Below are 23,947 nucleotides of genomic sequence, written 5' to 3' on the forward strand. Positions count from 1 at the left end.
TGGAACGGTCGTGGTGCGGGCCGGGGCCCGGCCCGCACCACGGTGCTCGACGGGATCCGGGTGCGGCGCGTGCTCAGCCGTCGCCCAGCGGTGCCGGGCCCCCGTGGGGCGAGAGGTCCGGGTCCAGGGTCTCGGGGTCCTGCCGCGTGCGCGTGCGTGCTCCTCCTGGGCCTGCGCGTACTGCTCGGCGGAGTAGCGCAGGTGGGAGGGGACGGTGCTCATGGTCGGGAGCCGTTCAGCAGGAGGGACAACGACGGGCGACGGACCGGACGGCCGGTCCGGGGCCGGGTCACTGCCCGCGCCGGTAGAAGGGCAGGGCCACGACCTCGAACGGCGCCGGCCTGCCGCGCAGGTCGACCTGCACCTGCGTGCCGGGCTCGGCGTGCTCGTCGTCGACGTAGGCCATGGCGATGGGGTAGCCCAGGGCCGGGCTCAGCGCCCCCGAGGTGACCTCCCCGACGACCTCGCCGTCCACGCTGATCGGGTAGTGGCCGCGGGCCGCGCGCCGGCCCTCGCCGCGCAGGCCGACCAGCGTGCGGTGCGCCCCGGCGGCCTTGCGGGCCTCGAGGGCCGTGCGGCCCACGAAGTCCTCCTCCTTCGTGAAGGAGACGACCCGGCCGAGGCCGGCCTCGTAGGGGGTGAGGTCCCGGGTGAGCTCCTGGCCGTAGAGCGGCATCCCGGCCTCGAGGCGCAGGGAGTCGCGGCAGGCGAGCCCGCAGGGGATGAGCCCGTGGCTCTGCCCGGCCGCCAGGAGGGCCTTCCACAGCGGCACGGCCCGGCTGTCGGACACGTAGAGCTCGAAGCCGTCCTCCCCCGTGTAGCCGGTGCGGGCGAGCAGCACGTCGATCCCGGCCACGGTGGCCGGCGCGGCGGAGTAGTACGTCAGCCCGGCGACCAGCTGCTGCTGCTCGGCGGGGACGAGTTCCTGCAGGACTGCTTGCGCGGACGGGCCCTGGACGGCGACGAGCGAGGTGTCGGCGGACTCGTCGGCCACGGTGACGTCGAAGCCGGCGGCCCGCTCCTGGAGGGCGGCGAGCACGGCCGGGGCGTTCCCGGCGTTGGGCACCACCAGGTACTCGTGCTCGGCCAGCCGGTAGTTGATCAGGTCGTCGATGATCCCGCCCTCGGGCGTGCAGATGAGGGAGTACTTGGCCCGGCCCACGGCGACGGCGGCGAGGTTGCCCACCAGGGCCGTGTTCAGGAAGGTCGCCGTGTCCGGGCCGCTCACGCGGATCTCGCCCATGTGGGAGAGGTCGAACAGGCCGGCGGCCGTGCGCACGGCGCGGTGCTCGGCCAGCTCGGAGCCGTACTTCAGGGGCATGTCCCAGCCGCCGAAGTCGGTGAAGGACGCTCCGAGAGCGGCGTGCTCGTCATGCAGGGCGGTGTGCCGGGAGGTGGTGCTGACGCTCATGTCGGTGGGTGCCTTTCGTGGCGGTGCGGTGCGTGGCAGGGCGGTGCCGGATCAGTTCTCGAAGGCCTCTGGGGCCGGGCAGGAGCAGACCAGGTTGCGGTCCCCGGCCGCGCCGTCGATGCGGCCGACCGGCGGGAAGTACTTGTCCTGGCGCAGCGCCGGGACGGGGAAGACGCCCTGCTCGCGGGGATAACGGCGGTCCCAGTCGCTCGCGGCCACGACCTCGGCGGTGTGCGGGGCGTGGCGCAGCGGGCTGTCCTCGGCGCTGAGCTCGCCGCGGGCGACCTGCTCGATCTCCTCGCGGATGGTGGTCATCGCGGTGATGAACCGGTCGATCTCGGGGAGGTCCTCGGACTCCGTCGGCTCCACCATCAGCGTCCCGGCCACCGGGAAGGAGAGGGTCGGGGCGTGGAAGCCGAAGTCGATCAGCCGCTTGGCCACGTCCTCGGCGGTCACCTTGGTGCGGGCCGTGAGCGCTCGCAGGTCCAGGATGCACTCGTGGGCGACCAGCCCGTTGTTGCCGGTGTAGAGCACGGGGTAGTGCTCGTTCAGCGCGGTGGCGACGTAGTTCGCCGTCAGGAGCGCGGTCTGCGTGGCCCGGGTGAGGCCGTCGCCGCCCATCATCGCGATGTAGGCCCAGGAGATCGGCAGCACTCCGGCCGACCCGAACATCGTGGCCGAGATCGGCGCGCCGGCCGCCCCGTCCGCCTCGGCGCGGGTGGCGTCGCCGGGCAGGAAGGGCGCCAGGTGCGCGGCCACCGCCACGGGCCCGACGCCGGGCCCGCCGCCGCCGTGCGGGATGCAGAAGGTCTTGTGCAGGTTCAGGTGGGACACGTCCCCGCCGAACCGGCCCGGCTGGGCCAGACCGACCAGGGCGTTGAGGTTGGCCCCGTCGAGGTACACCTGGCCACCCGCGGCGTGGACGGCGTCGCAGACCAGGCGCACGTCGGCGTCGTAGACCCCGTGGGTGGAGGGGTAGGTGATCATGATGGCGGCCAGCTGCTCGCGGTGGGCCTCGATCCTGGCCTCGAGGTCGGCGTGGTCGATGGTGCCGTCGGCCGCCGTCTTCACCACGACGACCTTCATGCCGGCCAGGACCGCGGAGGCGGCGTTGGTGCCGTGCGCCGAGGCCGGGATGAGGCAGACGGTGCGCTGCTCCTCGCCGCGGGACCGGTGGTAGCCGCGGATGGCCAGCAGACCGGCCAGCTCGCCCTGGGAGCCGGCGTTGGGCTGCAGGGACACGGCCGCGTAGCCGGTGATCTCTCGCAGGCGGTCCGTCAGGTCGGCGATCAGCTCGCGCCAGCCGGTCGTCTGGTGGGCCGGGGCCAGCGGGTGGATCGAAGCGAACTCGGGCCAGCTCATGGCGGTCATCTCGGCGGTGGCGTTGAGCTTCATCGTGCAGGAGCCCAGCGGGATCATCGTCCGGTCCAGGGCCAGGTCCCGGTTCTCCAGACGCCGCAGGTAGCGCAGCATCTGCGTCTCGGAGCGGTGGGCGGAGAACACCGGGTGGGTGAGGAACTCCGTGGTGCGCCGCAGCCCCTCGTCCAGCTCGGGGCCGCGCGGCCCGGCGGCGACGGCCGCGGCCGCGTCCGCCACGCCGAAGGCCTCGGCGACGAGCACGAGGTGCTGCTCCATGGTCGCCTCGTCGCAGGAGATCCCGACGTGGTCGGCGTCGACGTGCCGCAGGTTCACACCGCGCGCCTCGGCCGCGCGGACCACCTGCTCCGCCCGCTCGGGGACCCGCACGGTGAGGGTGTCGAAGAACTGCTCCGCGACGAGCTCGTGACCGGCGCCCCGCAGCACGGTGGCCAGGGTCCGGGCGCGGTCGTGCACGCGCAGGGCGATGGCCTTCAGCCCCTCGGGGCCGTGGTGCACGGCGTACATGCCGGCCACGACCGCCAGCAGCGCCTGGGCGGTGCAGATGTTGGAGGTGGCCTTCTCCCGGCGGATGTGCTGCTCGCGCGTCTGCAGCGCCAGGCGGTAGGCCGCCCGTCCCGTGGCGTCCTTGGAGACGCCCACCAGGCGGCCGGGCAGGTTCCGCTCCAGGCCGGAGCGCACCGCCATGTAGGCCGCGTGCGGACCGCCGAAGAACAGGGGGACCCCGAAGCGCTGGGAGGAGCCCACCGCGATGTCCGCGCCCTGCTCACCGGGCGGGGTGATCAGGGTCAGGGCCAGCAGGTCGGCCGCGACCGTGACCATCGCCCCGCGCTCCTTCGCCTCGGCGATCACCGCGGCGTGGTCGACGACCCGCCCGGAGACCCCGGGCTGCTGCAGGACCACGCCGGAGATCTCGCCCTCGGGCAGGCCTGCCGCCAGGTCGGCGACCTGCACGGCGAAGCCCAGCGCCTCGGCGCGGGCCAGCACCACGGCCAGGGTCTGCGGCAGCGTGTCGGCGTCGACGACGATGGTCCCGTTGCCGCGAGCCTTGTTGGCCCGGCGCATCAGCAGCACGGCCTCGACCACCGCCGTGGCCTCGTCCAGCAGTGAGGCGTTGGCCACCGGCAGCCCGGTGAGGTCGGCGACCATGGTCTGGAAGTTCAGCAGCGCTTCCAGGCGCCCCTGGGAGATCTCGGGCTGGTAGGGGGTGTAGGCGGTGTACCAGCCCGGGGACTCCAGCACGTTGCGCTGGATCACCGGGGGCGTGTGCGTGTCGTAGTAGCCCTGCCCGATCATCTGCACGGCCGTGGTGTTGCGCTCCGCGAAGGCGCCAAGCTGCTCGAGCACCTCCTGCTCGCTGAGCGCCGCGGGCAGGTCCAGCGGGGCGCGCTGACGGATGTCGGCAGGCACGGCGGCGTCCGCCAGGTCGTCGAGGCTGGCGCGGCCCACGCGGGTGAGCATGGTCTGCACGTCGTCGGGGCGGGCGCCGATGTGCCGGTCGGCGAAGACCGTCGTCGGGGACGTGGTCGCGAGCTGGATCGTCAAGAGGAACTCCCGGGTGCTGCACGCCAGGGTGGCGTGGATCGGTTCGAGTTCCTCCCCGCTCTGTCTGGGACCTGAGAGATTCCGCGGCCGGGGCCGCTTGCACCGTCGGTGAGTCCGGCGACGCGCGCCGGACTGCTTTCCAGAGTTGCCGAACCGTGGTGGTACAGGGGCCTGAGAGTTTCCTGGGGAGGAATTGCTCCTACGGCGCCCGCCGGTCGGGGTGGACCGGGGGACTCTCCCACCACAGTTCATGGGCGTCTTCTGCTCCCAGGATAGCCGGAGCCGGAAAGGGGTGTCCACCGTCACGCGGGGGCACCCGGCGACGTGAGGCTCCCCGGGGCGCCCGTGCCCGGCGCCCCGGGGCGCCGGCCGGTGGGTCAGCTCTTGGGGGACCAGAAGCGGCGGTCGCGGTCCCACTGCACCGTGCCGCCGTGGGCCTTGCGGAACTCCGTGAGGACCTCCTTGCTGATCCCGGTGTGCCCGTTCTCCAGGGTCCGGACCCACTCCGGGCCGAAGGTGCCGGGGATGTCCTGGACGGCCTGGTCCTGGGACAGCCGTCCCTCGGTGCGGATGCGGTCGATCATCCAAGTGGCGATGTCCTGTGCGCTCGTCATGCCCCCGAGCCTACGCGGCTGGGCGCACGCCGGATCACGGTGCGGGCGGAGCCGGGCGTCCTCGCGGGCCCACGACGGCGACGGCGAAGCCGGCCGCGTCCGGCCGGTCGCCTGCACCGGGCCCGAAGGCGCGGTACTCCTCCAGCACCAGTCCCTGCGCCGCGAGGAACGCGGCGATCCGCTGCCGGGCCGGGGGAGCGGTGTCGAGGCCCAGCACCAGGGGCTCGCCGGTGTAGGCGGTCGCCGCCCGGGCCCAGCGCAGGAACAGGGACCGGGACTCGAGGACCTGGGCCGAGAAGAAGTCGAAGGCCACGGCCGTGCCCTCCGCGGTGCCGGCGATCCGGCGCAGGGTCCCCTCGACCGCCGCGAGGTCCAGATACATCGTCACGGCCTCCCAGAGGAAGACGCTGCGCCGGGCGGGCTCGAAGCCGGCCGCGAGCAGCCGCTCCCACCAGTCCTCCGCGAGGAGGTCGGCGGGCACGTGGACGACGGCCCCCGGATCCGCGCCGACCGCGCGCACCAGGGTGCGCTTGAGCTCCTGGGTCCTCGGCTCGTCCACCTCGAAGCACCGCAGGGACGTCCCGGCGGGGAGCCGGTAGGACCGGGTGTCGAAGCCCGCACCGAGGACCACGAGCTGCCCCGCGCCGTCGAGGTGGCGGGCCAGAGCGGTGTCGTAGAAGGTGGTCCGTGCCGCGCTCTGGTGCCGCAGCGGAGGCTCCCCCTCGTAGGGCCACCGGTAGATCGCCGGCACGTGCCCGGTCAGCCGGTGCGCCGCCCGGGTGGGCGCCGTCAGCACGGCCAGCGCCCCCGGGGAGACGCCGGGCATGGCGAGGAACAGCCGTGCGGCCAGCTCGTCCGGGCGAGTGCCCAGCCGGTGCTGCAGGTACCGGGTGTACAGAGACGCCGTCACGGTGGCGGAGGTGCCCGCGCGGCGCGCGGCGCGGAGGAACCGGACGACGAAGACCGCGTAGGCGAGCACCGCGGCCGGGAACAGGCCCGCCTGGACGAGGCGGAAGACGGCACCGGCCGCGCGTTCGCTGGGTGCTGCCACGGGATCTCCTCCTCACGGGCCGGCCAACGGGCCGGCGCTCAGGCCAGGTGCACCACGGTGCGGGTGTCCGCGTCCCAGCGGCGCAGGGCCACGGCGCGCAACGGCTCGGGGTGCGGGGCCAGGACGTCGAGCGCGGCGGCCACCTGGTCCGGGCGCATCCGGCGCGCCAGGGTCACGTGCGGGGTCCAGGCGCCGGGGAACGAGGTGCGCGCCTGCCCGGGGACCGTGCCCACGGCGGCGCAGACCCGCCGGTGCAGCTCGAGCAGCTCGGGGGTGGTCACGACCTGGCGGACCACCACGTAGCCGCCCCGGCCCGGACCGAAGAGCAGCACGCCCGCACTGGTCAGCGGCAGGTCCACGAACCCGGCGGCCGCGGCGACCCGATCGTCGACTCCCGGCACGGTCTCCGGAGCCAGGGACGGGGCGGCCACCAGGGTGATGTGGGGGCGGTTGGACGCCGAGCGGTGCCGGCCGGAGCTGGGCAGACCCGCCTCGGCCAGACGGTGCCAGTCGGCGCGCACGGCCGCCTCGGCGTCCTCGCCGAGCAGCAGCTCCAGGCTGTGCATCGTCCACCTCCTCCGCGTCGGCCGGCGGTCCCGCGGGAGCCGCTTCCGGTGGACGCGAGTCTAGCCGGGCGTCCGCCGCGCTTGCCTATACTGGCCGGACGGCAACGGGAGGACCTCCATGACCGACATCGCGATCCGTTTCGAGGGCGCCGGCAAGACGTACCCGGACGGGACGACTGCCGTCGAGGCCCTCGATCTCGAGATCCCCCGCGGGTCCCTCACCGTGTTCGTGGGGCCCTCCGGCTGCGGGAAGACCACCTCCCTGCGGATGATCAACCGCATGGTGGAGCCCACCTCCGGCACCGTCACGGTGGAGGGCCGCGACGTCACGTCCGTGCCCGCCCACGAGCTGCGCCGCTCCATGGGCTACGTCATGCAGCAGTCGGGTCTCCTGCCGCACCGGACCGTGGTGGACAACATCGCCACCGTCCCCCGGCTCAACGGCGTCCCGAAGAAGCAGGCGCGGGAACGGGCCCGCGAACTGCTGACCACCGTGGGGCTCGACGAGGCCCTGGGCTCCCGCTACCCCTCCCAGCTCTCCGGCGGTCAGCAGCAGCGCGTGGGCGTGGCCCGGGCGCTCGCCGCCGATCCACCGGTGCTGCTGATGGACGAGCCGTTCTCCGCCGTGGACCCCGTGGTGCGCCAGGACCTGCAGGGCGAGCTGCTGGACCTCCAGCGCCGGCTGCACCGCACCATCGTGTTCGTCACCCACGACATCGACGAGGCGGTCCTGCTCGGCAACCGGGTGGCCGTCTTCGCCACGGGCGGGCGTCTGGCGCAGTACGCCACCCCGGAGGAGCTGCTGCGCGCGCCGGCCGACGACTTCGTGGCGGACTTCGTGGGCCGGGACCGCGGCTTCCGCTCCCTGACCTTCGACTCCGCCCACGACATCCCCGTGCACCCGGTGGCCACCGTGCGCCCGGACGGCATCCAGGGCGTGGTCGGGGCCGGGGACTGGCGCGTCCCCGACGGGTGGATGCTGCGGGTCGACGACGACGGCGCCCCCCGCGGCTGGGTGCGCCCCGGCGCGGAGGACGACCCCGTGGTCGGCGGCACCCTGCACCGGCCCGGCAGCTCCCTGCGCAGCGCCCTGGACGCGGCCCTGTCCTCGCCGTCGGGGCTTGCCGTGGTCGTCGACGAGGACGGCCGTGCGGTCGGGATCATGCATCCGGGGGAGATCATCGCGGCCATCGAGGACGCGCGGCTCGGCGGACGGACGCCCCGGTGACCTGGACGAGCCGGAACTGGCCCTACGTCCTGGAGCTCACGGGCACGCACCTCGTCCAGTCGGTGCTGCCCCTGCTGCTCGGCGCCCTGATCGCGGTCCCGGTGGCCCGGCTCGCGGCCCGCAACCGCACGCTGCGCCCGGTGCTCGTCACGGGCTCCTCCCTGCTCTACACCATCCCGTCCCTGACCCTGTTCGTGGTGCTGCCCCTGCTCCTCGGCACGCAGATCACCTCGGTGGTGAACGTGGTCGTGGCGCTGACCGTCTACGTGGTGGCCATCCTGGTGCGCTCCTCCGTGGACGCCTTCGAGTCCGTGGACCGCGACATCCTGCAGGCGTCCACCGCGATGGGCTACCGCCCCCTGCGGCGCTTCTTCGCGGTCGAGCTGCCCCTCGCCGTGCCCGTGCTGGTCGCCGGGCTGCGGGTCGCCTCCGTCAGCAACATCTCCATGGTCAGCGTGGGCGCCGTGATCGGCGTGCAGTCCCTCGGCACCCTGTTCACCGACGGGCTGCGACGGTCCATCCTCGAGGAGATCGCGGTGGGCATCGTCCTGACCGTGGTGCTGGCGGTGCTCCTCGACCTCGTGCTGCGGGGGGCCGGCCACGCGCTGACGCGCTGGCAGCGGGCGGGCGCGGCCCCGGTCCCGCGCGTGCGGAGAGGGGCGGTCGCATGAGCCTCGTGGGTGCCGCCCTGGCGTGGCTGACCGATCCCGAGAACTGGTCCGGGTCCGGCGGCATCCCCGCGCGGATCCTCGAGCACCTGACGTACAGCGGCATGACGATGGCCGTGGCCCTGGCCGTGGCGGTCCCGCTGGGCCTGTGGGTGGGGCACACGGGGCGCGGCTCCGGCGTCGTCGTCGGCCTGGCCGGTGCGCTGCGCGCCCTGCCCACGCTGGGTCTGCTCACGCTCTTCACCCTGCTGCTCGGGCTCGGCCTGGTGCCGCCGATCATCGCGCTCGTCCTGCTGGCGATCCCCCCGATCCTGTCGGGCACCTACGCCGGGGTCGCGAACGTGTCCCCGGCCCTCAAGGACGCCGGGGCGGCGATGGGGATGACCGGGAGCCAGGTGCTGACCCGCGTGGAGGTGCCCAACGCCCTGCCCGTGATCCTGGGCGGGATCCGCAACGCCGCCCTGCAGGTCGTGGCGACCGTGACCGTGGTCGCCTACATCAACCTCGGCGGCCTCGGCCGCTACCTCATCGACGGCCTGGCGGTGCGCGACTACGACCGGATGCTCGGCTCCGTGGTGCTCGTGGCCGTCCTGGCGCTCGCCGTGGACGCCGTCCTGGGGCTGGCCCAGCGGCTGTCCACCTCGCCGGGTCTGCGCCTCGCCGCTCCCTGACCCACCGACGTCCCGTGCCACCGACCGACAGGAGAACCACCATGACCACCGCTCCCGTGCTGCGCCGCGCCACCGCACCAGCCCTGGGCGCCGCCCTGCTGCTGGGCCTGACCGCCTGCGGAGGCGGCGACCCCCTCGCCGAGGAGGAGGGGTCCGCGACCGCGTCCTCACAGACCGTGACCGTGGGCTCCGCCGACTTCCCGGAGAGCCAGATCGTGGCCGAGCTCTACGCCGGTGCGCTCGAGTCCGCCGGGGTCGAGACGGAGACGTCCCTGGGCATCGGGGCCCGCGAGGCCTACGTGGGCGCCGTTCAGGACGGGTCCGTGGACGTGGTCCCGGACTACTCGGGCAACCTCCTGCTCTTCGCGGACCCCGAGGCGACCGCGAGCTCCGCCGACGAGATCGTGGCGGCCCTGCCGGACGCGCTGCCCGAGGGCCTGACCGTGCTGGAGGCCTCCGAGGCGGAGAACAAGGACGCCATGGTGGTCACCTCCGGGACCGCGCAGCAGTACGGGCTCACGAGCATCGCGGACCTGGCGGAGGTGTGCGGGGAGCTGGTCGTCGCGGGTCCGCCGGAGTTCGCCGAGCGCGCCTACGGCCTCGACGGCCTGGAGGAGAAGCACGGCTGCGTGCCGGAGTCCTTCGAGCCGATCAACGACGGCGGCGGCCCGCTCACCGTCCAGGCCCTCCTGAACGGCGACGTGGACGTCGCCGACATCTTCACGACCACCCCGGCGATCGCCGACAACGACCTCGTGGTGCTGGAGGACCCGGAGAACAACTTCATCGCCCAGCAGGTCCTGCCGCTGGCCGCGGCGGACCGGCTGCCCCAGGAGGCGGTGGACGCCCTGAACGAGCTGTCCGGCAGGCTCACCACGGACGACCTCATCGACCTGAACCGGCAGGTCAGCGGCGAGGACCAGGTCAGCCCGGCCGACGCCGCGCAGGAGTGGCTCTCCGCCAACGGGTACTGAGCCCTGCGCCACGTCCCGGGTCCGTGCTGCCTGGGTCCGTGCTCCCGAGGTGCGGCACCCGCCCTGCACAGGGTTCTCCACACGCGCGGCGACCTCGCCCCGGGGCCGGCCGGCCCGCAGGCCCGCCCCGGGGAAGGCCGCGGCGGGCCTTTCCACCGGTGTCCCCAGGGCTCGTCCACACCTGTGGACAACTCTGTGCACAGGCATGTGGAGGAACGCCCGGGCCAACCGCTGAAAAGCCGGGGGCGCATCAGTATGCTGAGGGGCGGACCGCGCTCACCGACCGGTGCAAGCAGGTCCCTGACCATCCGAGGGCTCGTCGTCAAGGAGGATCTCGAGTTCGGAGACCGCCCCGCCCCGGGGTGGACGACCGAAGGAGCAGTGTGCCCACCACCAGTACGCCCGGGATCCCGGGCCTGTCGCCGGAGAACCAGGCACGCGTGATCACCGCGTGCGTACGCCAGAAGGTGCAGGAACGTCGCCCGGCGGACCTGCCGGGCACCGGATGGACGGACTTCGACCGCCGGTTCGACGAGCACTTCCCTCAGCTGACGTTGCTCTTCGCCGAGATCTACGGCCACCGCGAGGACTTCCTCGAGCAGCTCGGCGAGCTCGGGCTGCAGCTGGCGCGCTCCTGGGCCGAGCGCCCCGACGACCTCAAGGCCCTGGACTGGCGGCGCGAGCAGGACCCCGCGTGGTTCGGCGCGCGGCAGATGCTCGGCGGGGTCTGCTACGTGGACCGGTACGCAGGAAACCTGCAGGGGATCCGGGAGCAGATCCCGTACTTCCGGGAACTGGGCCTGACCTACCTCCACCTCATGCCCCTGTTCGAGGCGCCGGAGGGCAACTCGGACGGCGGCTACGCGGTGTCGTCCTACCGCCGCGTGGAGCCGAAGCTGGGGACCATGGAGGAGCTCGCCGGGCTGAGCCGCGAGCTGCGCCGGAACGGGATCAGCCTGGTCCTCGACTTCGTCTTCAACCACACCTCCGACGAGCACGAGTGGGCGCGCCGGGCCGCTGCGGGGGAGCAGGAGTACGAGGACTACTACTGGATCTTCCCGGACCGCACCGTCCCGGAGCAGTTCGAGCGCACCACGCGGGAGATCTTCCCGGACGACCACCCCGGCTCCTTCACGCGGGTCCGGGCGACCGAGGAGGACCCCCGGTGGGTGTGGAGCACGTTCTACTCCTTCCAGTGGGACCTCAACTACACCAACCCCGCCGTCTTCCGGGCGATGGCCGCGGAGCTGCTCTTCCTCGCCGCCCAGGGCGTCGAGGTCCTGCGCATGGACGCCGTCGCGTTCATCTGGAAGCAGCTGGGCACCACGTGCGAGTCCCGGCCCCAGGCCCACGTGCTGCTGCGCGCGTACAACGCGCTGTGCCGGATCGCCGCGCCGGCCGTGCTGTTCAAGTCCGAGGCGATCGTCCACCCGGACGAGGTCGCCCGGTACATCGAGCCGGGACAGTGCCAGCTGTCCTACAACCCGCTCCAGATGGCCCTGACGTGGGAGGCGATGGCCACCCGCGAGCCGAGGCTGCTGGCGCAGGCCCTCGAGGAGCGCCACGCCCTCCCGCCCGGCACGGCATGGGTGGACTACGTGCGCGGCCACGACGACATCGGCTGGACGTTCTCGGACGAGGACGCCGCCCGGCTGGGCGTGAACGGCCAGGACCACCGCCGCTTCCTCAACGCCTTCTACACCGGCCGCCACCCCGGCAGCTTCGCGGACGGCGTCCCGTTCCAGGAGAACCCCCGCACGGGGGACTGCCGCGTGTGCGGGACCACGGCCTCGCTGCTCGGCCTCGCCGAGGACCCGGGCCCAGCGGTGGACCGCGTCCTGCTCGCGCACTCCGTCGCGATGAGCACCGGCGGCATCCCCCTGTTGTACCTGGGGGACGAGGTCGGCCAGCTCAACGACCCCGCCTGGGGCGAGGACCCGGACCACGCCGGTGACGCCCGGTGGGTGCACCGCCCGCCGCGGCCGGTCCAGGACTACGAGCGCCGCCACGAGCTGTTCTCCGTGCAGGGCCGGATCTTCGGGGGCATCCGCCGGATGGTCGAGCTGCGCCGGAACTCCCCGGAGTTCGACGGCAACACGCTCGTCCCGTTCGACTCGCGCAACCCCCACGTGCTGGGCTACCAGCGCCCGGGCGGCAACACGGTGGTGCTGTGCCTGGCCAACTTCTCCGATTGGTCCCAGTTCGTCACGGGCGAGACCCTCTCGGGGTTCCTGCCCCAGGCCGTCGAGCTGCACGGCAACACCGAGCTCGACCTGCGCCACGGCCTGCTCCTCGACGCCCACGGATTCCTCTGGATCCGTGCGGTCCCGAAGCGCTGACCCCGTGGGTGCATGGACGGTGCTGGTGCTCTCGGGCGTCCTCGAGGCGGTGTGGGCGTCCGCCCTCGCGGCCTCGGACGGCCTCCGCCGGCCCGTGCCGGCCGCGGTGTTCGCGGTGACGGCCACCGTGAGCCTGGCCGGGCTCGCCTACGCCATGGCCGAGCTGCCCACGGGCACTGCGTACGCCGTCTGGGTGGGCATCGGAGCGGCCCTGACCGTGGCCTGGTCGATGCTGACCGGCCGCGAGTCCGCGACGCCCCTCAGGATCCTGCTGGTGCTCGGCATCGTCGGCTGCGTGATCGGGCTCAAGGTTGTCGGCTGAGACCGGGGCGGCGCAGGCCGTGCGGGACCGGCGAGCCCGTGCCTGGGCGCTGCTGGTGGTCAGCGGGGTCCTGGAAGCGGCCTGGGCCACCGCTTTGGGCGCGTCCGAGGGCTTCTCGCGGCCGGGTCCGGTCCTGCTCTTCGCCGTGACCCTGGCGCTGAGCATGCTCACCCTGGCGCGCGCCGCCCGGGTGGTGCCGATGGGCACCGCCTACGCCGTATGGACGGGCATCGGCGCCGTGCTCACGGTCGCGTGGGCGGCCGGAACGGGGCAGGAGCACATCTCCTGGGCGAAGGCCCTCTGCCTCGCCGGGATCGTCGCCTGCGTCGTCGGACTGCACGCCGCCGACCGGGCGTCCCCGGGGAAGGACCGGTGACCCGGGACCGCAGGCCGGGGCCGCACCTCAGGCTCGTGCTCACCGCCACGATGGCGGTGGGCCCGCTGCTGACCCACAGCCTCTCGGCGACGAGCCCCTCGTGATCGCGGACCTGGAAGCTCACCGCGGCGCAGTTCGGGCTGCTCGCCACCACCACGTTCTTCGTGGCGGCCCTCACCGCGGTGCGGACGGGCCGCTGGACGGGCCGGCTGACCACCTGCACCCTGCTGGTCGTGATGTTCGGGGGTCCGCTGAGGTCCTGTGCGACGCTCCGTGACGTCCGGGCACGGTCTTCTCAACAGCTTCTCCACAGGAGTTGTCCACAGCGTGGATAACTTCCACCGGTGGAATTACGGTCCTGCCGACTCCGCCGACCGCATGCTGACCTGGAACGGCGCCGCTCGCCAGGCACAGGGAGCACCCGTGCTCGCTTCCCGACCACGCTCCTCCACACCTGTGGACAACTTTCTCCACCCCCTGTGCACCCGACGGGCCGGGCGTCGCGGCGGCCGGTCACTAGAGTAGTTGTGTGCACATGCGAATTTCCCCCGTCCGTGCGCGCCGTCCGTCCGCCCGGGGCGCGGACCCGACCGGGGAGCAGAGGACACCATGCTGAAGGGCACCACGACGTTCCGGCTGGTGGACACCGCCGTGGTCGCGGCGGATCCGCCCCTGGTGGAGCGCTTCCTGCTCGATCCCGGTTGCCTGCGCCGCTGGAATCTCATCCCGGAGCGCAACTACCAGGTCAGCACGGCCGTGCTGCAGCTCGGCACGTCGATCGAGTCCACGGTCCGCGTCGGCCCCTTCCACTTCTCCTTCGTGAACATCGTCTCCGACCACGTCCCGGGCCGGCGCCTGGGAATGCGCACCACCAAGGGCGTGGTGGATCTGCTGGTGACCATCACCTGGGAGCAGGTGGAGGGAGGGACCCGGATCCGCAAGGTCGTGGACGGGCGGTTCACGGAGTCCAAGGCCTGGCTCTGGCACCTGCTCGAACCGACCTCCCGCCGGAGCGCCCAGCACGCTCTCGAGACGCTCAAGCGGATGATCGAGACGGGCGACTACGAGTTCACCGCCCCGTCCCCGCTGACCCCGGACCCGCCCCGCTGCCCGCTCGAGAGCCCGCCCGACTTCTTCTGAGCCCCGGCGCAGCCGGCCCGGGAACGGGCCGTACGCTGGTGGCGGAACCTCCTTGACCCCTGCTCGCGCGCGGGACGAGGGTGGAACCACACGACAGCAATCGAAAGGATTCTCCTGTGGCCGAGAAGTACACCCTTCCCGATCTCCCCTACGACTACGCGGCGCTCGAGCCCCACATCTCGGCGAAGATCATGGAGCTGCACCACGACAAGCACCACGCCACCTACGTGGCCGGTGCCAACACCGCCTTGGAGAAGATGGCCGAGGCCCGCGCGAACGGTGACGGCGCCGCCGCGGCCAAGCTGTCCAAGGACCTGCAGTTCAACCTCGGCGGCCACGTGAACCACTCTGTGTTCTGGCAGAACCTCTCCCCGGAGGGCGGCGACAAGCCCACCGGTGAGCTCGCCGCGGCGATCGAGGACCACTTCGGGTCCTTCGACGCCTTCCGCGACCACTTCACCGCCGCGGCCACCACGATCCAGGGCTCCGGCTGGGCGATCCTCGCCTACGAGCCCGTCGGCGGCAATCTGGTCATCGAGCAGATGTACGACCAGCAGAACGGTGTGCCGGTCGCCACGATCCCGCTGCTGCAGCTGGACATGTGGGAGCACGCGTTCTACCTCGACTACCGGAACGTCAAGGCGGACTACGTCAAGGCCTTCTGGAACATCGTGAACTGGGCCGACGTCCAGGAGCGCTTCGAGAAGGCGCGCACCGGGGGCCGGTCCATCATCTGATCCCCGCCCCGCACCGTCGGCGCCGCGCGCGTGCGACCCCGCGAGCAGGGCCCCCGGACCGCACGGTACCGGGGGCCCTGTGCTGTTCGGGGCACTGCGGCGTCCGGCTCCGGCACGCACTGCGGAGGTCCCAGGGCGTCACGCGAGAGGTGGCGGGTCTCCGCCGTAGGGCACAATGGTCGGGACCCTGTTCGCACTCGACGACGAGAGCACGAGGACCCCGCATGAGCGACGAGAATCAGCAGTCCGGCCCGATCACGCACGAGGAGATCTTCGCCGCCCACGAGGGCGGAAAGCTCTCCGTGGTCTCGAAGTCCCCGCTGGCCACCCGCCGTGACCTGTCCATCGCCTACACCCCCGGGGTGGCCGAGGTCTCCCGTGCCGTGGCCGCCGACCCGGCCATGGCGAACACCCACACCTGGGCCGGCCGGCTGGTGGCGGTGGTCTCCGACGGCTCCGCCGTGCTGGGCCTGGGCGACATCGGGCCGGCCGCGTCGCTGCCGGTGATGGAGGGCAAGGCGGCCCTGTTCAAGACCTTCGCGGACCTGGACTCCATCCCGCTCGTGCTCGACACCCAGGACGTCGACGAGATCGTGCGCACCGTCAAGATCCTGCGCACGTCCTTCGGGGCGGTGAACCTCGAGGACATCTCGGCCCCGCGCTGCTTCGAGATCGAACAGCGTCTGATCGAGGAGCTGGACGTCCCGGTGATGCACGACGACCAGCACGGCACCGCCGTCGTCGTCCTGGCCGCCCTGCTCAACGCCGCGACCCTGGTGGGCAAGGACCTGGCGGGCTTGAAGGTCGTCATCGCCGGGGCCGGGGCGGCGGGGATCGCGATCACCGAGATCCTGCTGGCCGAGGGCATCGCCGACGTGGTGCTGCTGGACTCCCGCGGCATCGTCTCCCGGGAGCGCGACGACCTCAACGCGATCAAGGCCGGCTACGCGGCCCGGACCAACCCGCGCGGACTGATCGGCGGGCCGAAGGACGCCCTCGAGGGCGCGGACGTGTTCGTGGGGGTGTCGGGCGGGAAGGTCCCGGAGGAGTTCCTGACCGAGCTGGCTTCCGACGCGGTCGTGTTCGCCCTGGCCAACCCGGACCCGGAGATCATGCCGGACGTGGCGGCGAAGTACGCCTCGGTGGTGGCCACCGGGCGCAGTGACTTCCCGAACCAGATCAACAACGTGCTGGCCTTCCCGGGCATCTTCCGCGGCGCCCTGGACGCCGGGGCGCGGCGGATCACGCCGGTCATGAAACTGGAGGCCGCCCGGGCGATCGCGGCGATCGCCGCCGCGGACGGCCTGACCGCCGACCACATCGTGCCCTCCCCCCTGGACCCCCGCGTCGCCCCGGCCGTGGCCGAGGCCGTGGCGGCGTGCGCTCGGGCCGGAACGAGCGTCTGACCCGGTCCACACCCGCTGACCCGCCACGGCCCGGGTGACCACGGAGATCCGTGGGCACCCGGGCCGTGGCATGCCCGGAGGCGGTGCGCTCAGGCGTAGAAGCGGTTGAGGAAGGTCGCGACCACGGCGGGCCGCTCCTGGCCCTCGATCTCGATCGTCCCGTCGGCGACCAGGTGCAGGCCGTTGCCCTTGACCTCCTGCACGTCGGTGATGGTCACGGTCATGCGGACCCGTGAGCCGACCTTGACCGGGGAGGTGAAGCGGACCTTGTCGAGGCCGTAGTTGACCTTGGTCTTCACATCGGTGACGTCGAAGAGCTCGGACCACATCGGGATGAGCAGGGACAGGGTCAGGAAGCCGTGGGCGATCGGGGCGCCGAACGGGCCCTCCTTGGCGCGCTCGGGGTCCACGTGGATCCACTGGTGGTCGTCGGTGGCGTCGGCGAACGTGTTCACCTGGTCCTGGGTGATCTCCCGCCAGGCGGAGTGCCCGAGGTCGGTGCCGACGAGGTTCTTGACCTCGTCGAAGGCGACGACGGTCTGGGGCTGGGCTTCGGTCATGGCGTGTCCTCCGTGGTGGTGTCCGTGGTGGGTGGCGTCGGGCGGGCGGCTCAGACGAAGGCGCTCCGGCCGGTGATCGACCGGCCCACCACGAGAGCGTTGATCTCGTGGGTGCCCTCGTAGGAGTAGACGGCCTCGGCGTCGGCGTGGAAGCGGGCGACGTCGTGGGCCAGGGTGATGCCGTTGCCGCCGACCAGCTCGCGGGCCAGCGCCACGGTCTCGCGCATGCGCAGGCTGATCCACATCTTCGCCAGTGCGGAGTCCTCGTCCCGGTAGACGCCGTCCTGTTGCCGCTCGGCGAGTCCGGCGACCATGGTCAGGGACGCGGTGACGTTGCCGAGCATGCGGGCCAGCTTCTCCTGGACGAGCTGGAAGCTGCCGATCGGGCGGCCGAACTGCTCGCGCTCCCGCACGTAGCGCAGTGCGGCCTCGTAGGCGCCGGCCTGGAGGCCCGTGGCGATCCAGGCGACGTCGGAGCGCATGGCACGCAGCATCGCGGCGACGTCCTGGAACGAGTTCACGGCCCCCAGCCGCATCGACTCGGGCACCCGCGCGCCGTCGAGGTGGATGTCGGCGTTCTGCATCATCCGCAGGGACGTCTTGCCGGGGAACTTCTCCAGCCGCACGCCCGGGGCCTGGCGGTCCACGAGGAAGCCCTTGATCTGCCCGTCGGCCTCGTCGCGGGCGAAGACGGCGAGCAGGTCGGCGGTGAAGGCGCCGCCGATCCAGCGCTTGTCGCCGGTCAGCACCCACTCGTCGCCCTCGCGCCGAGCCGTGGTGGCGAGCCCGCCGGCGATGTCGGAGCCGTGCTCGGGCTCGGTCAGGCAGAACACCCCGGTCATCTCGAAGGACGTGATCCTGGGGTCCCACGCGGCGAACTGCTCCGGGGTGCCGCCCACGCGGCAGGCCGTGCGGAACAGCCCGGCCTGGGCGGTGTAGAACGTGGCGATCGAGGCGTCGGTGCGGGCCAGCTCGAAGATCCGGAACCCGTGGTACAGCGACCGGGGCGGCGCGCCGTCGGCGGTGAGCTCGGGCGGGGCCATGAGGTCGAGGCCGTGCAGGGAGGGGGCAATCTGGTAGGGGAACTCCCCGGCCTCCCAGTACGCGGCCAGCAGCGGCCGCACCTCGTCCTCGAGCACCCGCCGCAGCCGGCGCAGGGGTGCCTTCTCGGCCTCGGTCAGCCTTCCCTCGATCCCGTACGGGTCGCAGTCGGGGTAGAGTCGCCCGGTCTCCGGCGGGGTGCTCACGGCCGTGCTCCGTCCAGGCCGAGCAGTCGCACGGCGTTGTCCTTGAGAATCTTGGGGCGGACCTCGTGGGTGAAGGACTGCTGCTCGAAGGCGCCGAGCCACTTCTGCGGGGTGATCAGCGGGTAGTCGGTGCCGAAGAGGACCTTGTCCTGGAGCATCCGGTTGGAGGCCTGCACCAGCGACTCGGGGAAGTACTTGGGCGACCAGCCCGAGAGGTCGATCCACACGTTGGCCTTGTGGGTGGCGATGGAGTTGGCCTCCTCCTGCCACGGCACCGAGGGGTGGGCCATGATGACCTGCAGGTCCGGGAAGTCCGCGGCCACCGCGTCCAGCAGCAGCGGGTTGGAGAAGCCCAGCTTGATCCCGCCCCCGCCGGGCAGGCCGGCGCCCATGCCGTTCTGGCCGGTGTGGAACAGGGCGGGCACGCGCAGGGCCTGGATCGCTGCATACAGCGGGTAGAAGCGCTGGTCGGAGGGGTCGAACCCCTGCAGGGACGGGTGGAACTTGAAGCCCTTCACGCCGTGCTCCTCGACGAGCTCCTTCGCCCGCTCGACCGCCGCGGAGTCCTGGAGCGGGTCCACGGAGCCGAAGGGGATCAGCACGTCGTTGTTGCGCGCCGCGCCCTCGGCGATCTCCTCGATCGAGTTCGGCTCGTGCCCCAGGGCCGTGGTCGCGTCCACGGTGAAGACCACCGCGGCCATCTTCCATTCCCGGTAGCGGGCTGCGACGGTGTCCAGGGACGGGGAGCGGTCCTCGGACTTGAAGTACTTCGCGGAGGCCTCGGTCAGTGCCGCGGGCAGGGACGGGTGTCCGTGGTCGGAGCACTCGATGTGCACGTGCATGTCGATCGCGTCGAGGGACGCGAGGTCGAGACCGTATTCGTAGCGCATGGTGGTCCTCCTAGGACTGCTGGGTCGCGGACTCGGGCTTCAGTTCCTCCGGCAGCGGGGGCAGGGTCTCGCCGACCGGCTGGAGGTTGCCCTCGAGGATCGCCGGCATCGCCTCGCGCAGGGCCTCGAAGCTCCAGCCGCCGTCACGGTACTCGGTGGCCACGGGGCGGGGGTGGGTGAAGACCTGGAGGCGGTCGCCGCCGGCGCCGATGGCCTGGCCCGTGATGTGCGCGGCGTCGTCGGAGGCGAGGTAGGCGATCAGGCCGGCGACGTCGGCGGCGGTGCCGAAGCCGAGCTCCTTGCGGAAGAACTCCGGCATCGGCTCCCCGCGGCGGTCGGCGGCGACGGCGGCGGTGAAGAAGGGGATGGTCTCGGTCATGGCGGTGGCGGCCACGGGGATGACGGTGTTGGCGGTCACGCCGGCCTTGCGCATCTCCAGGGCCCAGGTGCGGACCATGCCCACGATCCCGGCCTTCGCGGCGGCGTAGTTGGTCTGGCCGAAGTTGCCGTACTGGCCGGTGGGGGAACCGATGGTGATGATCCGCCCGGGGACCGCGTTGTCCTTGAAGTACCGGTAGGCCTCGCGGGCGCAGGTGAAGGTGCCGCGCAGGTGCACCTGGATCACCAGGTCGAAGTCCTCGTCGGTCATCTTCAGCAGGGACTTGTCGCGCAGCACCCCGGCGTTGGTGACGAGGATGTCGAGCCGGCCGAAGGCGTCGACGGCGCCCTGCACGAGCGCGGTCGCGGTCTCGGTGGAGCCCACCGGGGCGACGACGGCCACGGCGCGCCCGCCGGCGGCGGTGATGGCCGCCACGGCGTTCTCGGCGGTCGCCTGGTCCACGTCGTTGATCACCACGGCCGCACCCTGCCGGGCGAGCTCCTGAGCGTAGGCCAGGCCCAGGCCCTGACCGGAGCCGGTGACCACGGCGACCTTGCCGGCGAGAGGGGAGGTGCTCGGGGATGCGGTGCTGTCCTGTGCCATGGAGTGGCTCCTTCGCTGTGGGTCGTCGCTCGAGGACCGGCGGACGGGGTGACGCCCGTCCCTGCTCCGGGTTCGTCCCCATTCCACCGTTATTCGTTGATAATGTCAATGGTTAAGAACCTCCATCTATGCTGAGGGCACGGACTCCGTAGACTGGGGTCCCCGGCCCCAGGAGAGACGCTATGACCACGCCCACCGACCCCTCCGCCGGTCTCGAGCGCCTCCTCGAGACCGAGCTGACGGCGGAGCCGGTCTTCCTGATGGCCCGCGCCGCCTCGACGGGATCCTCGGCGGCCAACAGGAAGCTGGCGCAGCTGGAGCTGAAGGTGCGCCACTACTCGGTCCTGGCGCTGGCCTGCGGCGAGGAGCAGCTGACCCAGCGCGAGCTCAGCCAGTTCCTGGTGCTGGACCCCAGCCAGATCGTGGCCATCCTCGACGACCTGGAGCGGCGCGGCGCGGTGGAGCGCCGGACCGACCCGCGGGACCGCCGCTCGAAGATCATCGCGCCCACCGCGGCCGGCCGGACGCTGTACGCCCAGGCCAGGGTTCTGGTGGAGAACTCCACCGCGGAGTCGCTGTCCCCGCTCTCCCCGGTGGAGCGCGAGGAGCTGTCCCGGCTGCTGAAGAAGGTGGCCTTCTGACCGCAGGAGCTCCCGGACGCACCTGACGGATCAGGGTCGCGAACTCGACCCCACCCACCGCGGGAAACCCGGGACGCTCAGCCGGCGCTCTGCGCGAGGAGCCAGTCCCGGGCGGCGGCGATCTCGTAGGCCGGCTGGAACGAGGCCATGTGCTCGCTGCTGCCACCCATTCCGGAGCTCGCGTCGCTGCCGGCGGCCTCTAGGACCGATCCGGTGGTGAACGTCGCGAAGTTCGCGGTGTTCCCGTCGGCGACCAGCTCGGTGATGGCGGCCTCCTGATCGCCGGCCGGCGCCGTGGCATCCAGCGTTGTCGTGCCGTAGCCGACGCCCGCCTCGTCGAGCAGGCCCTGCACGTCGGTCTGACCTCCGGAGGCGTTCTCGTCACCGGCGGCAGCGAAGTACAGGAACTTCTCGCCCGTCAGGTTCGCCAGGTCGCCGGCGTCCCACTGTCCGGAGACGAGCAGCTCTGCGGCGAACAGCTCCGGGTGCTGCGCGGCGAGGTACATCACGGTCATGCAGCCCATGGACTGGCCGGTGCCGTAGACCCGGTCGGTGTCGACGCTGTAGTTCTCTCCGACGTCGGCCACCAGTCGGGCGGTCATCTCCACGTAGTCGGTGGTGGTGTAGCTGCCGTGGTCGTCGATGATCACCTCCGGGTACTCCGGGACGATCACGATGCTCTCCTGCTTCGCCTGCTCGCTGTCGCTGGCCCAGATCAGCGCCCCGTACTCCGACAGCGGCGCGGTGACGTCCTGGCCCACCAGGCTCGAGTCGGCGATGTAGAGCACCAGGGGGTAGGACGTCGAGGCGTCGTAGTCCTCCGGCAGGTAGATGTTGTAGGGCAGCGACCGGCCGGTCCCGGAGTCGGTGTAGGTCGCCTGGTCGAACTTCTCGGTCACCTCGGCGACGAGGGTCTCGAGGTCGGCACTCTCCTGGGCGCTCGACGTCGCGCTGTCACTCGTACCGGAGTTGGCCGTGGCCGTGGCGGTGGAGGCGGCGGCCGCTGCCGAGGTGTCCGTGGTCTGCGGGGAGCAGCCGGTGACCGTCAGCACCCCGATCAGGCTCAGAGCGGCAAGCGTCGTGCGGGCTCGGTGAGTGGCGATGGTCATGGTCATGGTGGGGTGTCTCCTCGGGATGCCGTGGGCTGGGGGGCGTCGGTCTCCATTGAAGGTCTCGTGCCTTTGCCGAACACACCCGCGTCCTGTGCCGCAACTGTGAACAGAGACGTGGACCCGATCCCGGAATCCGGCCTGTCGTCGTCCACCCGCCTGGGAGGGGTTCACCGTGCCTGCACCATCCTGCCGCTGCGCCACGGTGTTGCGCCGGTCCTTTCAGCCCTGGCTCTGGACAACGTGATCCAGCGCTCTCTACTCTGGAGGAGGAATAGTGGATGATTTCAACTATTGGCTTTGACGACTGTTCGAGGAGACGATCGTATGCGCAATCAGGGACTGGGATCCTGGCTCGTCCGGAGACTCGAGAAGTCGGGGCCCCGGACGGCCGTGGTCCACGGCGAGCGCGCGCTGACCTACCGTGAGCTGCACGACCGGTCCCGGCGCCTGGCGACGGCTCTCTCCGGTCGCGGCGTGGGTCCCGGGGACCGCGTGGCCTTCCTCGGGGAGAACAGCCCGGCCTTCCTCGAGACGATGTTCGCGGCGGGGGCGCTCGGCGCGGTGCTCGTCCCGCTCAACACGCGCCTGGCCGTCCCCGAGATCCGCTACCAGCTCGAGGACGCGGGCGTCTCGGTGCTGATCCACGACACCGCCCTGACGGGACTGGCCGCACCCGCCGCCCGGGAGCTGACGCACGTGGTCCGCTGGGTCGTGGCCGAGGAGGACGTGGACGGGATCCCCGCCCTCGAGACGGTGATCGCGGCGTCCGAGCCCTGGACGGAGGACGTCCCGGTGGGCCTGGACGACCTCGCCGTGGTCCTCTACACCTCCGGGACCACCGGCCGGCCCAAGGGGGCCTGCCTGACCCACGGCAACTTCACCTGGAACTGCTTCAACGTCCTGGTCGACTACGACGTGGCGGCCGGCGACGTCGCGCTCATGATCTCGCCGATGTTCCACGTGGCCTCGCTGGGGATGGGGGTGCTGCCGACGCTGCTCAAGGGCGCCACGCTGGTGCTCGAGTCCAAGTTCGTGCCCGGCCGGGTGCTGGAGCTCATCGAGCGGCACCGTGTCACCTGGCTGTCGGGGGTGCCGACCACCTACCAGATGCTGTGCGAGCACCCGGACTGGGACGCCACGGACCTGTCCTCCCTGCGCAAGCTCACCTGCGGCGGCTCCGCGGTGCCCATGCGGGTCCTCGACGCCTACGAGAACCGGGGGCTGGCCTTCTCCGCCAGCTACGGCCTGACGGAGACCTCCCCGGGCGCCACCAACCTTCCCGCGGCCAAGTCCCGCGAGAAGGCGGGCTCCTCGGGGCTGCCGCACTTCTTCTCCGACGTGCGGATCGTGGACGCGGCGGGGGAGCCCGTGGGTCCGGGCGAGGCGGGAGAGATCCTGCTCTCGGGGCCCAACGTCATCCGGGAGTACTGGAACCGCCCCGACGCGGCGGCCTCCTTCGAGGGGGAGTGGTTCCACTCCGGGGACATGGGTTACCTCGACGAGGACGGCTACCTCTTCGTCTCGGACCGGATCAAGGACATGATCATCTCCGGCGGGGAGAACATCTATCCGGCGGAGGTCGAGGCGGCCATCCTCGAGCTGCCGGAAGTGGCCGCGGTGGCGGTCATCGGCGTGCCCGACGAGACGTGGGGCGAGGTGCCGCACGCCGTCGTCGTCCCCCGGGAGGGCCGGGAGCTCACCGCGGGAACGATCCAGGAGCACCTGGCCGGGCGGCTGGCCCGCTACAAGGTGCCCAAGACGCTGAGCCTCGTGGACGAGATGCCCCGCACCGCGTCCGGCAAGATCCGCAAGAACGTCCTGCGCGAGCAGGCCGCCGGCTGAGGCGCGAGACCGGCCGGGCGAGGTCCGGCAGGACGTCCCGCGGGCCGTCGGCTGGACCAACGACCGGCTGCAGACCTCCGCCGCGGAGCGGGACCTCGTCGCGCAGACGGTCAGCGCGGCCACGGCCTCGTGGGAGTGCGTGGAGGAGGCCACCGGCGCGGTGGACGGGCAGGAGCGGCGGCCGACGACGAAGGCCTGGGCGCTCCGGGTCACCACCGTGCAGCGGGCCTCCGTGACGGGTGCCGTCA

22 protein-coding genes and 1 riboswitch are annotated in these 23,947 nt (G+C 72.1%); of the genes, 12 read left to right on the plus strand and 10 right to left on the minus strand.

Translation table 11 applies throughout. The features are described 5' to 3' along the window. Window positions 1-289 precede the first annotated feature (289 nt). From gcvT to ACFYE1_RS02695, 5 genes are all read right to left on the minus strand, one after another. On the minus strand, window positions 290-1,411 hold the full coding sequence (gene gcvT / locus ACFYE1_RS02675; protein ID WP_387739675.1) for a glycine cleavage system aminomethyltransferase GcvT: 1,122 nt from the start codon (window positions 1,409-1,411) through the stop codon (window positions 290-292). A gap of 51 nt (window positions 1,412-1,462) precedes the next feature. Further along, entirely contained in the window at window positions 1,463-4,333 is a 2,871-nt protein-coding gene (gene gcvP / locus ACFYE1_RS02680) for an aminomethyl-transferring glycine dehydrogenase (protein ID WP_387739678.1), read from the minus strand. A gap of 149 nt (window positions 4,334-4,482) precedes the next feature. Continuing rightward, a riboswitch (glycine riboswitch) is annotated at window positions 4,483-4,584 on the minus strand. A 126-nt stretch (window positions 4,585-4,710) separates the two neighbouring features. Next, window positions 4,711-4,947 carry a DUF6953 family protein gene (locus tag ACFYE1_RS02685; protein ID WP_387739680.1) on the minus strand — a complete coding sequence of 79 codons (237 nt, stop codon included), beginning with the start codon at window positions 4,945-4,947 and terminating at the stop codon, window positions 4,711-4,713. A gap of 34 nt (window positions 4,948-4,981) precedes the next feature. After that, the gene (locus ACFYE1_RS02690; RefSeq protein WP_387739683.1) at window positions 4,982-5,998 is read right to left on the minus strand and encodes a class I SAM-dependent methyltransferase; all 1,017 of its coding nucleotides are present in this window, start codon (window positions 5,996-5,998) and stop codon (window positions 4,982-4,984) included. Window positions 5,999-6,036: 38 nt separating this feature from the next. Continuing rightward, complete coding sequence (locus tag ACFYE1_RS02695) at window positions 6,037-6,564, minus strand: 2'-5' RNA ligase family protein (protein WP_387739684.1); 528 nt, start codon at window positions 6,562-6,564, stop codon at window positions 6,037-6,039. 118 nt (window positions 6,565-6,682) lie between these two features. On the opposite strand from ACFYE1_RS02695, the gene ACFYE1_RS02700 reads away from it, so the two are divergent. The 10 genes from ACFYE1_RS02700 to ACFYE1_RS02745 all read left to right on the plus strand — a co-directional run bounded on the left by ACFYE1_RS02700 (window position 6,683) and on the right by ACFYE1_RS02745 (window position 16,425). Then, window positions 6,683-7,792: an ABC transporter ATP-binding protein gene (locus ACFYE1_RS02700; RefSeq protein WP_387739686.1), complete on the plus strand. Its 1,110-nt coding sequence runs from the start codon at window positions 6,683-6,685 to the stop codon at window positions 7,790-7,792. Next, window positions 7,789-8,463: an ABC transporter permease gene (locus ACFYE1_RS02705; protein WP_387739687.1), complete on the plus strand. Its 675-nt coding sequence runs from the start codon at window positions 7,789-7,791 to the stop codon at window positions 8,461-8,463. The genes ACFYE1_RS02700 and ACFYE1_RS02705 overlap by 4 nt, the downstream gene beginning before the upstream one ends. Beyond that, entirely contained in the window at window positions 8,460-9,131 is a 672-nt protein-coding gene (locus tag ACFYE1_RS02710) for an ABC transporter permease (RefSeq protein WP_387739688.1), read from the plus strand. The genes ACFYE1_RS02705 and ACFYE1_RS02710 overlap by 4 nt, the downstream gene beginning before the upstream one ends. A 41-nt stretch (window positions 9,132-9,172) precedes the next feature. After that, window positions 9,173-10,105, plus strand: a complete 933-nt coding sequence (locus ACFYE1_RS02715; RefSeq protein ID WP_387739691.1) for an ABC transporter substrate-binding protein — start codon at window positions 9,173-9,175, stop codon at window positions 10,103-10,105. Between the two features lie 383 nt (window positions 10,106-10,488). Beyond that, window positions 10,489-12,444, plus strand: coding sequence for an amylosucrase (locus ACFYE1_RS02720; protein ID WP_387739693.1), 1,956 nt, complete (start codon window positions 10,489-10,491; stop codon window positions 12,442-12,444). A 4-nt stretch (window positions 12,445-12,448) separates the two neighbouring features. Further along, window positions 12,449-12,766, plus strand: coding sequence for a DMT family transporter (locus tag ACFYE1_RS02725; protein ID WP_387739695.1), 318 nt, complete (start codon window positions 12,449-12,451; stop codon window positions 12,764-12,766). Beyond that, window positions 12,756-13,142, plus strand: coding sequence for a DMT family transporter (locus ACFYE1_RS02730; protein ID WP_387739698.1), 387 nt, complete (start codon window positions 12,756-12,758; stop codon window positions 13,140-13,142). Before ACFYE1_RS02725 ends, ACFYE1_RS02730 begins: the two co-directional genes overlap by 11 nt. A 609-nt stretch (window positions 13,143-13,751) precedes the next feature. Continuing rightward, the gene (locus ACFYE1_RS02735) at window positions 13,752-14,282 is read left to right on the plus strand and encodes an SRPBCC family protein (protein ID WP_387739700.1); all 531 of its coding nucleotides are present in this window, start codon (window positions 13,752-13,754) and stop codon (window positions 14,280-14,282) included. Between the two features lie 116 nt (window positions 14,283-14,398). Then, window positions 14,399-15,019: a superoxide dismutase gene (locus ACFYE1_RS02740; protein ID WP_387739701.1), complete on the plus strand. Its 621-nt coding sequence runs from the start codon at window positions 14,399-14,401 to the stop codon at window positions 15,017-15,019. Between the two features lie 224 nt (window positions 15,020-15,243). Then, window positions 15,244-16,425 (plus strand): NAD(P)-dependent malic enzyme, encoded by a 1,182-nt coding sequence (locus tag ACFYE1_RS02745; RefSeq protein ID WP_387739703.1) that lies wholly within the window; start codon window positions 15,244-15,246, stop codon window positions 16,423-16,425. 89 nt (window positions 16,426-16,514) lie between these two features. On the opposite strand, the gene ACFYE1_RS02750 is transcribed toward ACFYE1_RS02745, so the two are convergent. The 4 genes from ACFYE1_RS02750 to ACFYE1_RS02765 are packed head-to-tail and all read right to left on the minus strand — an operon-like array spanning window position 16,515 to window position 20,104. After that, window positions 16,515-16,985: a MaoC family dehydratase gene (locus tag ACFYE1_RS02750; protein WP_387739706.1), complete on the minus strand. Its 471-nt coding sequence runs from the start codon at window positions 16,983-16,985 to the stop codon at window positions 16,515-16,517. A 50-nt stretch (window positions 16,986-17,035) separates the two neighbouring features. Continuing rightward, the gene (locus ACFYE1_RS02755; protein ID WP_387739708.1) at window positions 17,036-18,232 is read right to left on the minus strand and encodes an acyl-CoA dehydrogenase family protein; all 1,197 of its coding nucleotides are present in this window, start codon (window positions 18,230-18,232) and stop codon (window positions 17,036-17,038) included. After that, window positions 18,229-19,122 carry an amidohydrolase family protein gene (locus ACFYE1_RS02760; RefSeq protein ID WP_387739710.1) on the minus strand — a complete coding sequence of 298 codons (894 nt, stop codon included), beginning with the start codon at window positions 19,120-19,122 and terminating at the stop codon, window positions 18,229-18,231. Before ACFYE1_RS02760 ends, ACFYE1_RS02755 begins: the two co-directional genes overlap by 4 nt. 10 nt (window positions 19,123-19,132) lie before the next feature. Further along, on the minus strand, window positions 19,133-20,104 hold the full coding sequence (locus ACFYE1_RS02765) for an SDR family NAD(P)-dependent oxidoreductase (RefSeq protein ID WP_387739712.1): 972 nt from the start codon (window positions 20,102-20,104) through the stop codon (window positions 19,133-19,135). Window positions 20,105-20,286: 182 nt separating this feature from the next. Between ACFYE1_RS02765 and ACFYE1_RS02770 the strand changes: the two genes are divergently transcribed. Then, window positions 20,287-20,745 carry a MarR family winged helix-turn-helix transcriptional regulator gene (locus ACFYE1_RS02770; protein WP_387739714.1) on the plus strand — a complete coding sequence of 153 codons (459 nt, stop codon included), beginning with the start codon at window positions 20,287-20,289 and terminating at the stop codon, window positions 20,743-20,745. A gap of 77 nt (window positions 20,746-20,822) precedes the next feature. Here the strand turns inward: ACFYE1_RS02770 and ACFYE1_RS02775 are convergent, their stop codons facing one another. Next, entirely contained in the window at window positions 20,823-21,860 is a 1,038-nt protein-coding gene (locus tag ACFYE1_RS02775) for a carboxylesterase family protein (protein ID WP_387739716.1), read from the minus strand. A 321-nt stretch (window positions 21,861-22,181) separates the two neighbouring features. On the opposite strand from ACFYE1_RS02775, the gene ACFYE1_RS02780 reads away from it, so the two are divergent. Next, window positions 22,182-23,699, plus strand: coding sequence for an acyl-CoA synthetase (locus ACFYE1_RS02780; RefSeq protein WP_387739718.1), 1,518 nt, complete (start codon window positions 22,182-22,184; stop codon window positions 23,697-23,699). The last annotated feature ends 248 nt before the right edge of the window (window positions 23,700-23,947 follow it).

It is taken from the genome of Kocuria nitroreducens (assembly GCF_042879195.1).
Taxonomy (GTDB): Bacteria; Actinomycetota; Actinomycetes; order Actinomycetales; family Micrococcaceae; genus Kocuria; species Kocuria nitroreducens.

Excerpts from the sequence above, each read along its gene's own strand:
- gcvT (WP_387739675.1), bottom strand. The coding sequence starts at position 1,411 with ATGAGCGTCAGCACCACCTCCCGGCACACCGCCCTGCATGACGAGCAC.
- ACFYE1_RS02685 (WP_387739680.1), bottom strand. The coding sequence starts at position 4,947 with ATGACGAGCGCACAGGACATCGCCACTTGGATGATCGACCGCATCCGC.
- ACFYE1_RS02695 (WP_387739684.1), bottom strand. The coding sequence starts at position 6,564 with ATGCACAGCCTGGAGCTGCTGCTCGGCGAGGACGCCGAGGCGGCCGTG.
- ACFYE1_RS02700 (WP_387739686.1), top strand. The coding sequence starts at position 6,683 with ATGACCGACATCGCGATCCGTTTCGAGGGCGCCGGCAAGACGTACCCG.
- ACFYE1_RS02710 (WP_387739688.1), top strand. The coding sequence starts at position 8,460 with ATGAGCCTCGTGGGTGCCGCCCTGGCGTGGCTGACCGATCCCGAGAAC.
- ACFYE1_RS02715 (WP_387739691.1), top strand. The coding sequence starts at position 9,173 with ATGACCACCGCTCCCGTGCTGCGCCGCGCCACCGCACCAGCCCTGGGC.
- ACFYE1_RS02735 (WP_387739700.1), top strand. The coding sequence starts at position 13,752 with ATGCTGAAGGGCACCACGACGTTCCGGCTGGTGGACACCGCCGTGGTC.
- ACFYE1_RS02745 (WP_387739703.1), top strand. The coding sequence starts at position 15,244 with ATGAGCGACGAGAATCAGCAGTCCGGCCCGATCACGCACGAGGAGATC.
- ACFYE1_RS02750 (WP_387739706.1), bottom strand. The coding sequence starts at position 16,985 with ATGACCGAAGCCCAGCCCCAGACCGTCGTCGCCTTCGACGAGGTCAAG.
- ACFYE1_RS02760 (WP_387739710.1), bottom strand. The coding sequence starts at position 19,122 with ATGCGCTACGAATACGGTCTCGACCTCGCGTCCCTCGACGCGATCGAC.
- ACFYE1_RS02765 (WP_387739712.1), bottom strand. The coding sequence starts at position 20,104 with ATGGCACAGGACAGCACCGCATCCCCGAGCACCTCCCCTCTCGCCGGC.
- ACFYE1_RS02770 (WP_387739714.1), top strand. The coding sequence starts at position 20,287 with ATGACCACGCCCACCGACCCCTCCGCCGGTCTCGAGCGCCTCCTCGAG.
- ACFYE1_RS02775 (WP_387739716.1), bottom strand. The coding sequence starts at position 21,860 with ATGACCATGACCATCGCCACTCACCGAGCCCGCACGACGCTTGCCGCT.
- ACFYE1_RS02780 (WP_387739718.1), top strand. The coding sequence starts at position 22,182 with ATGCGCAATCAGGGACTGGGATCCTGGCTCGTCCGGAGACTCGAGAAG.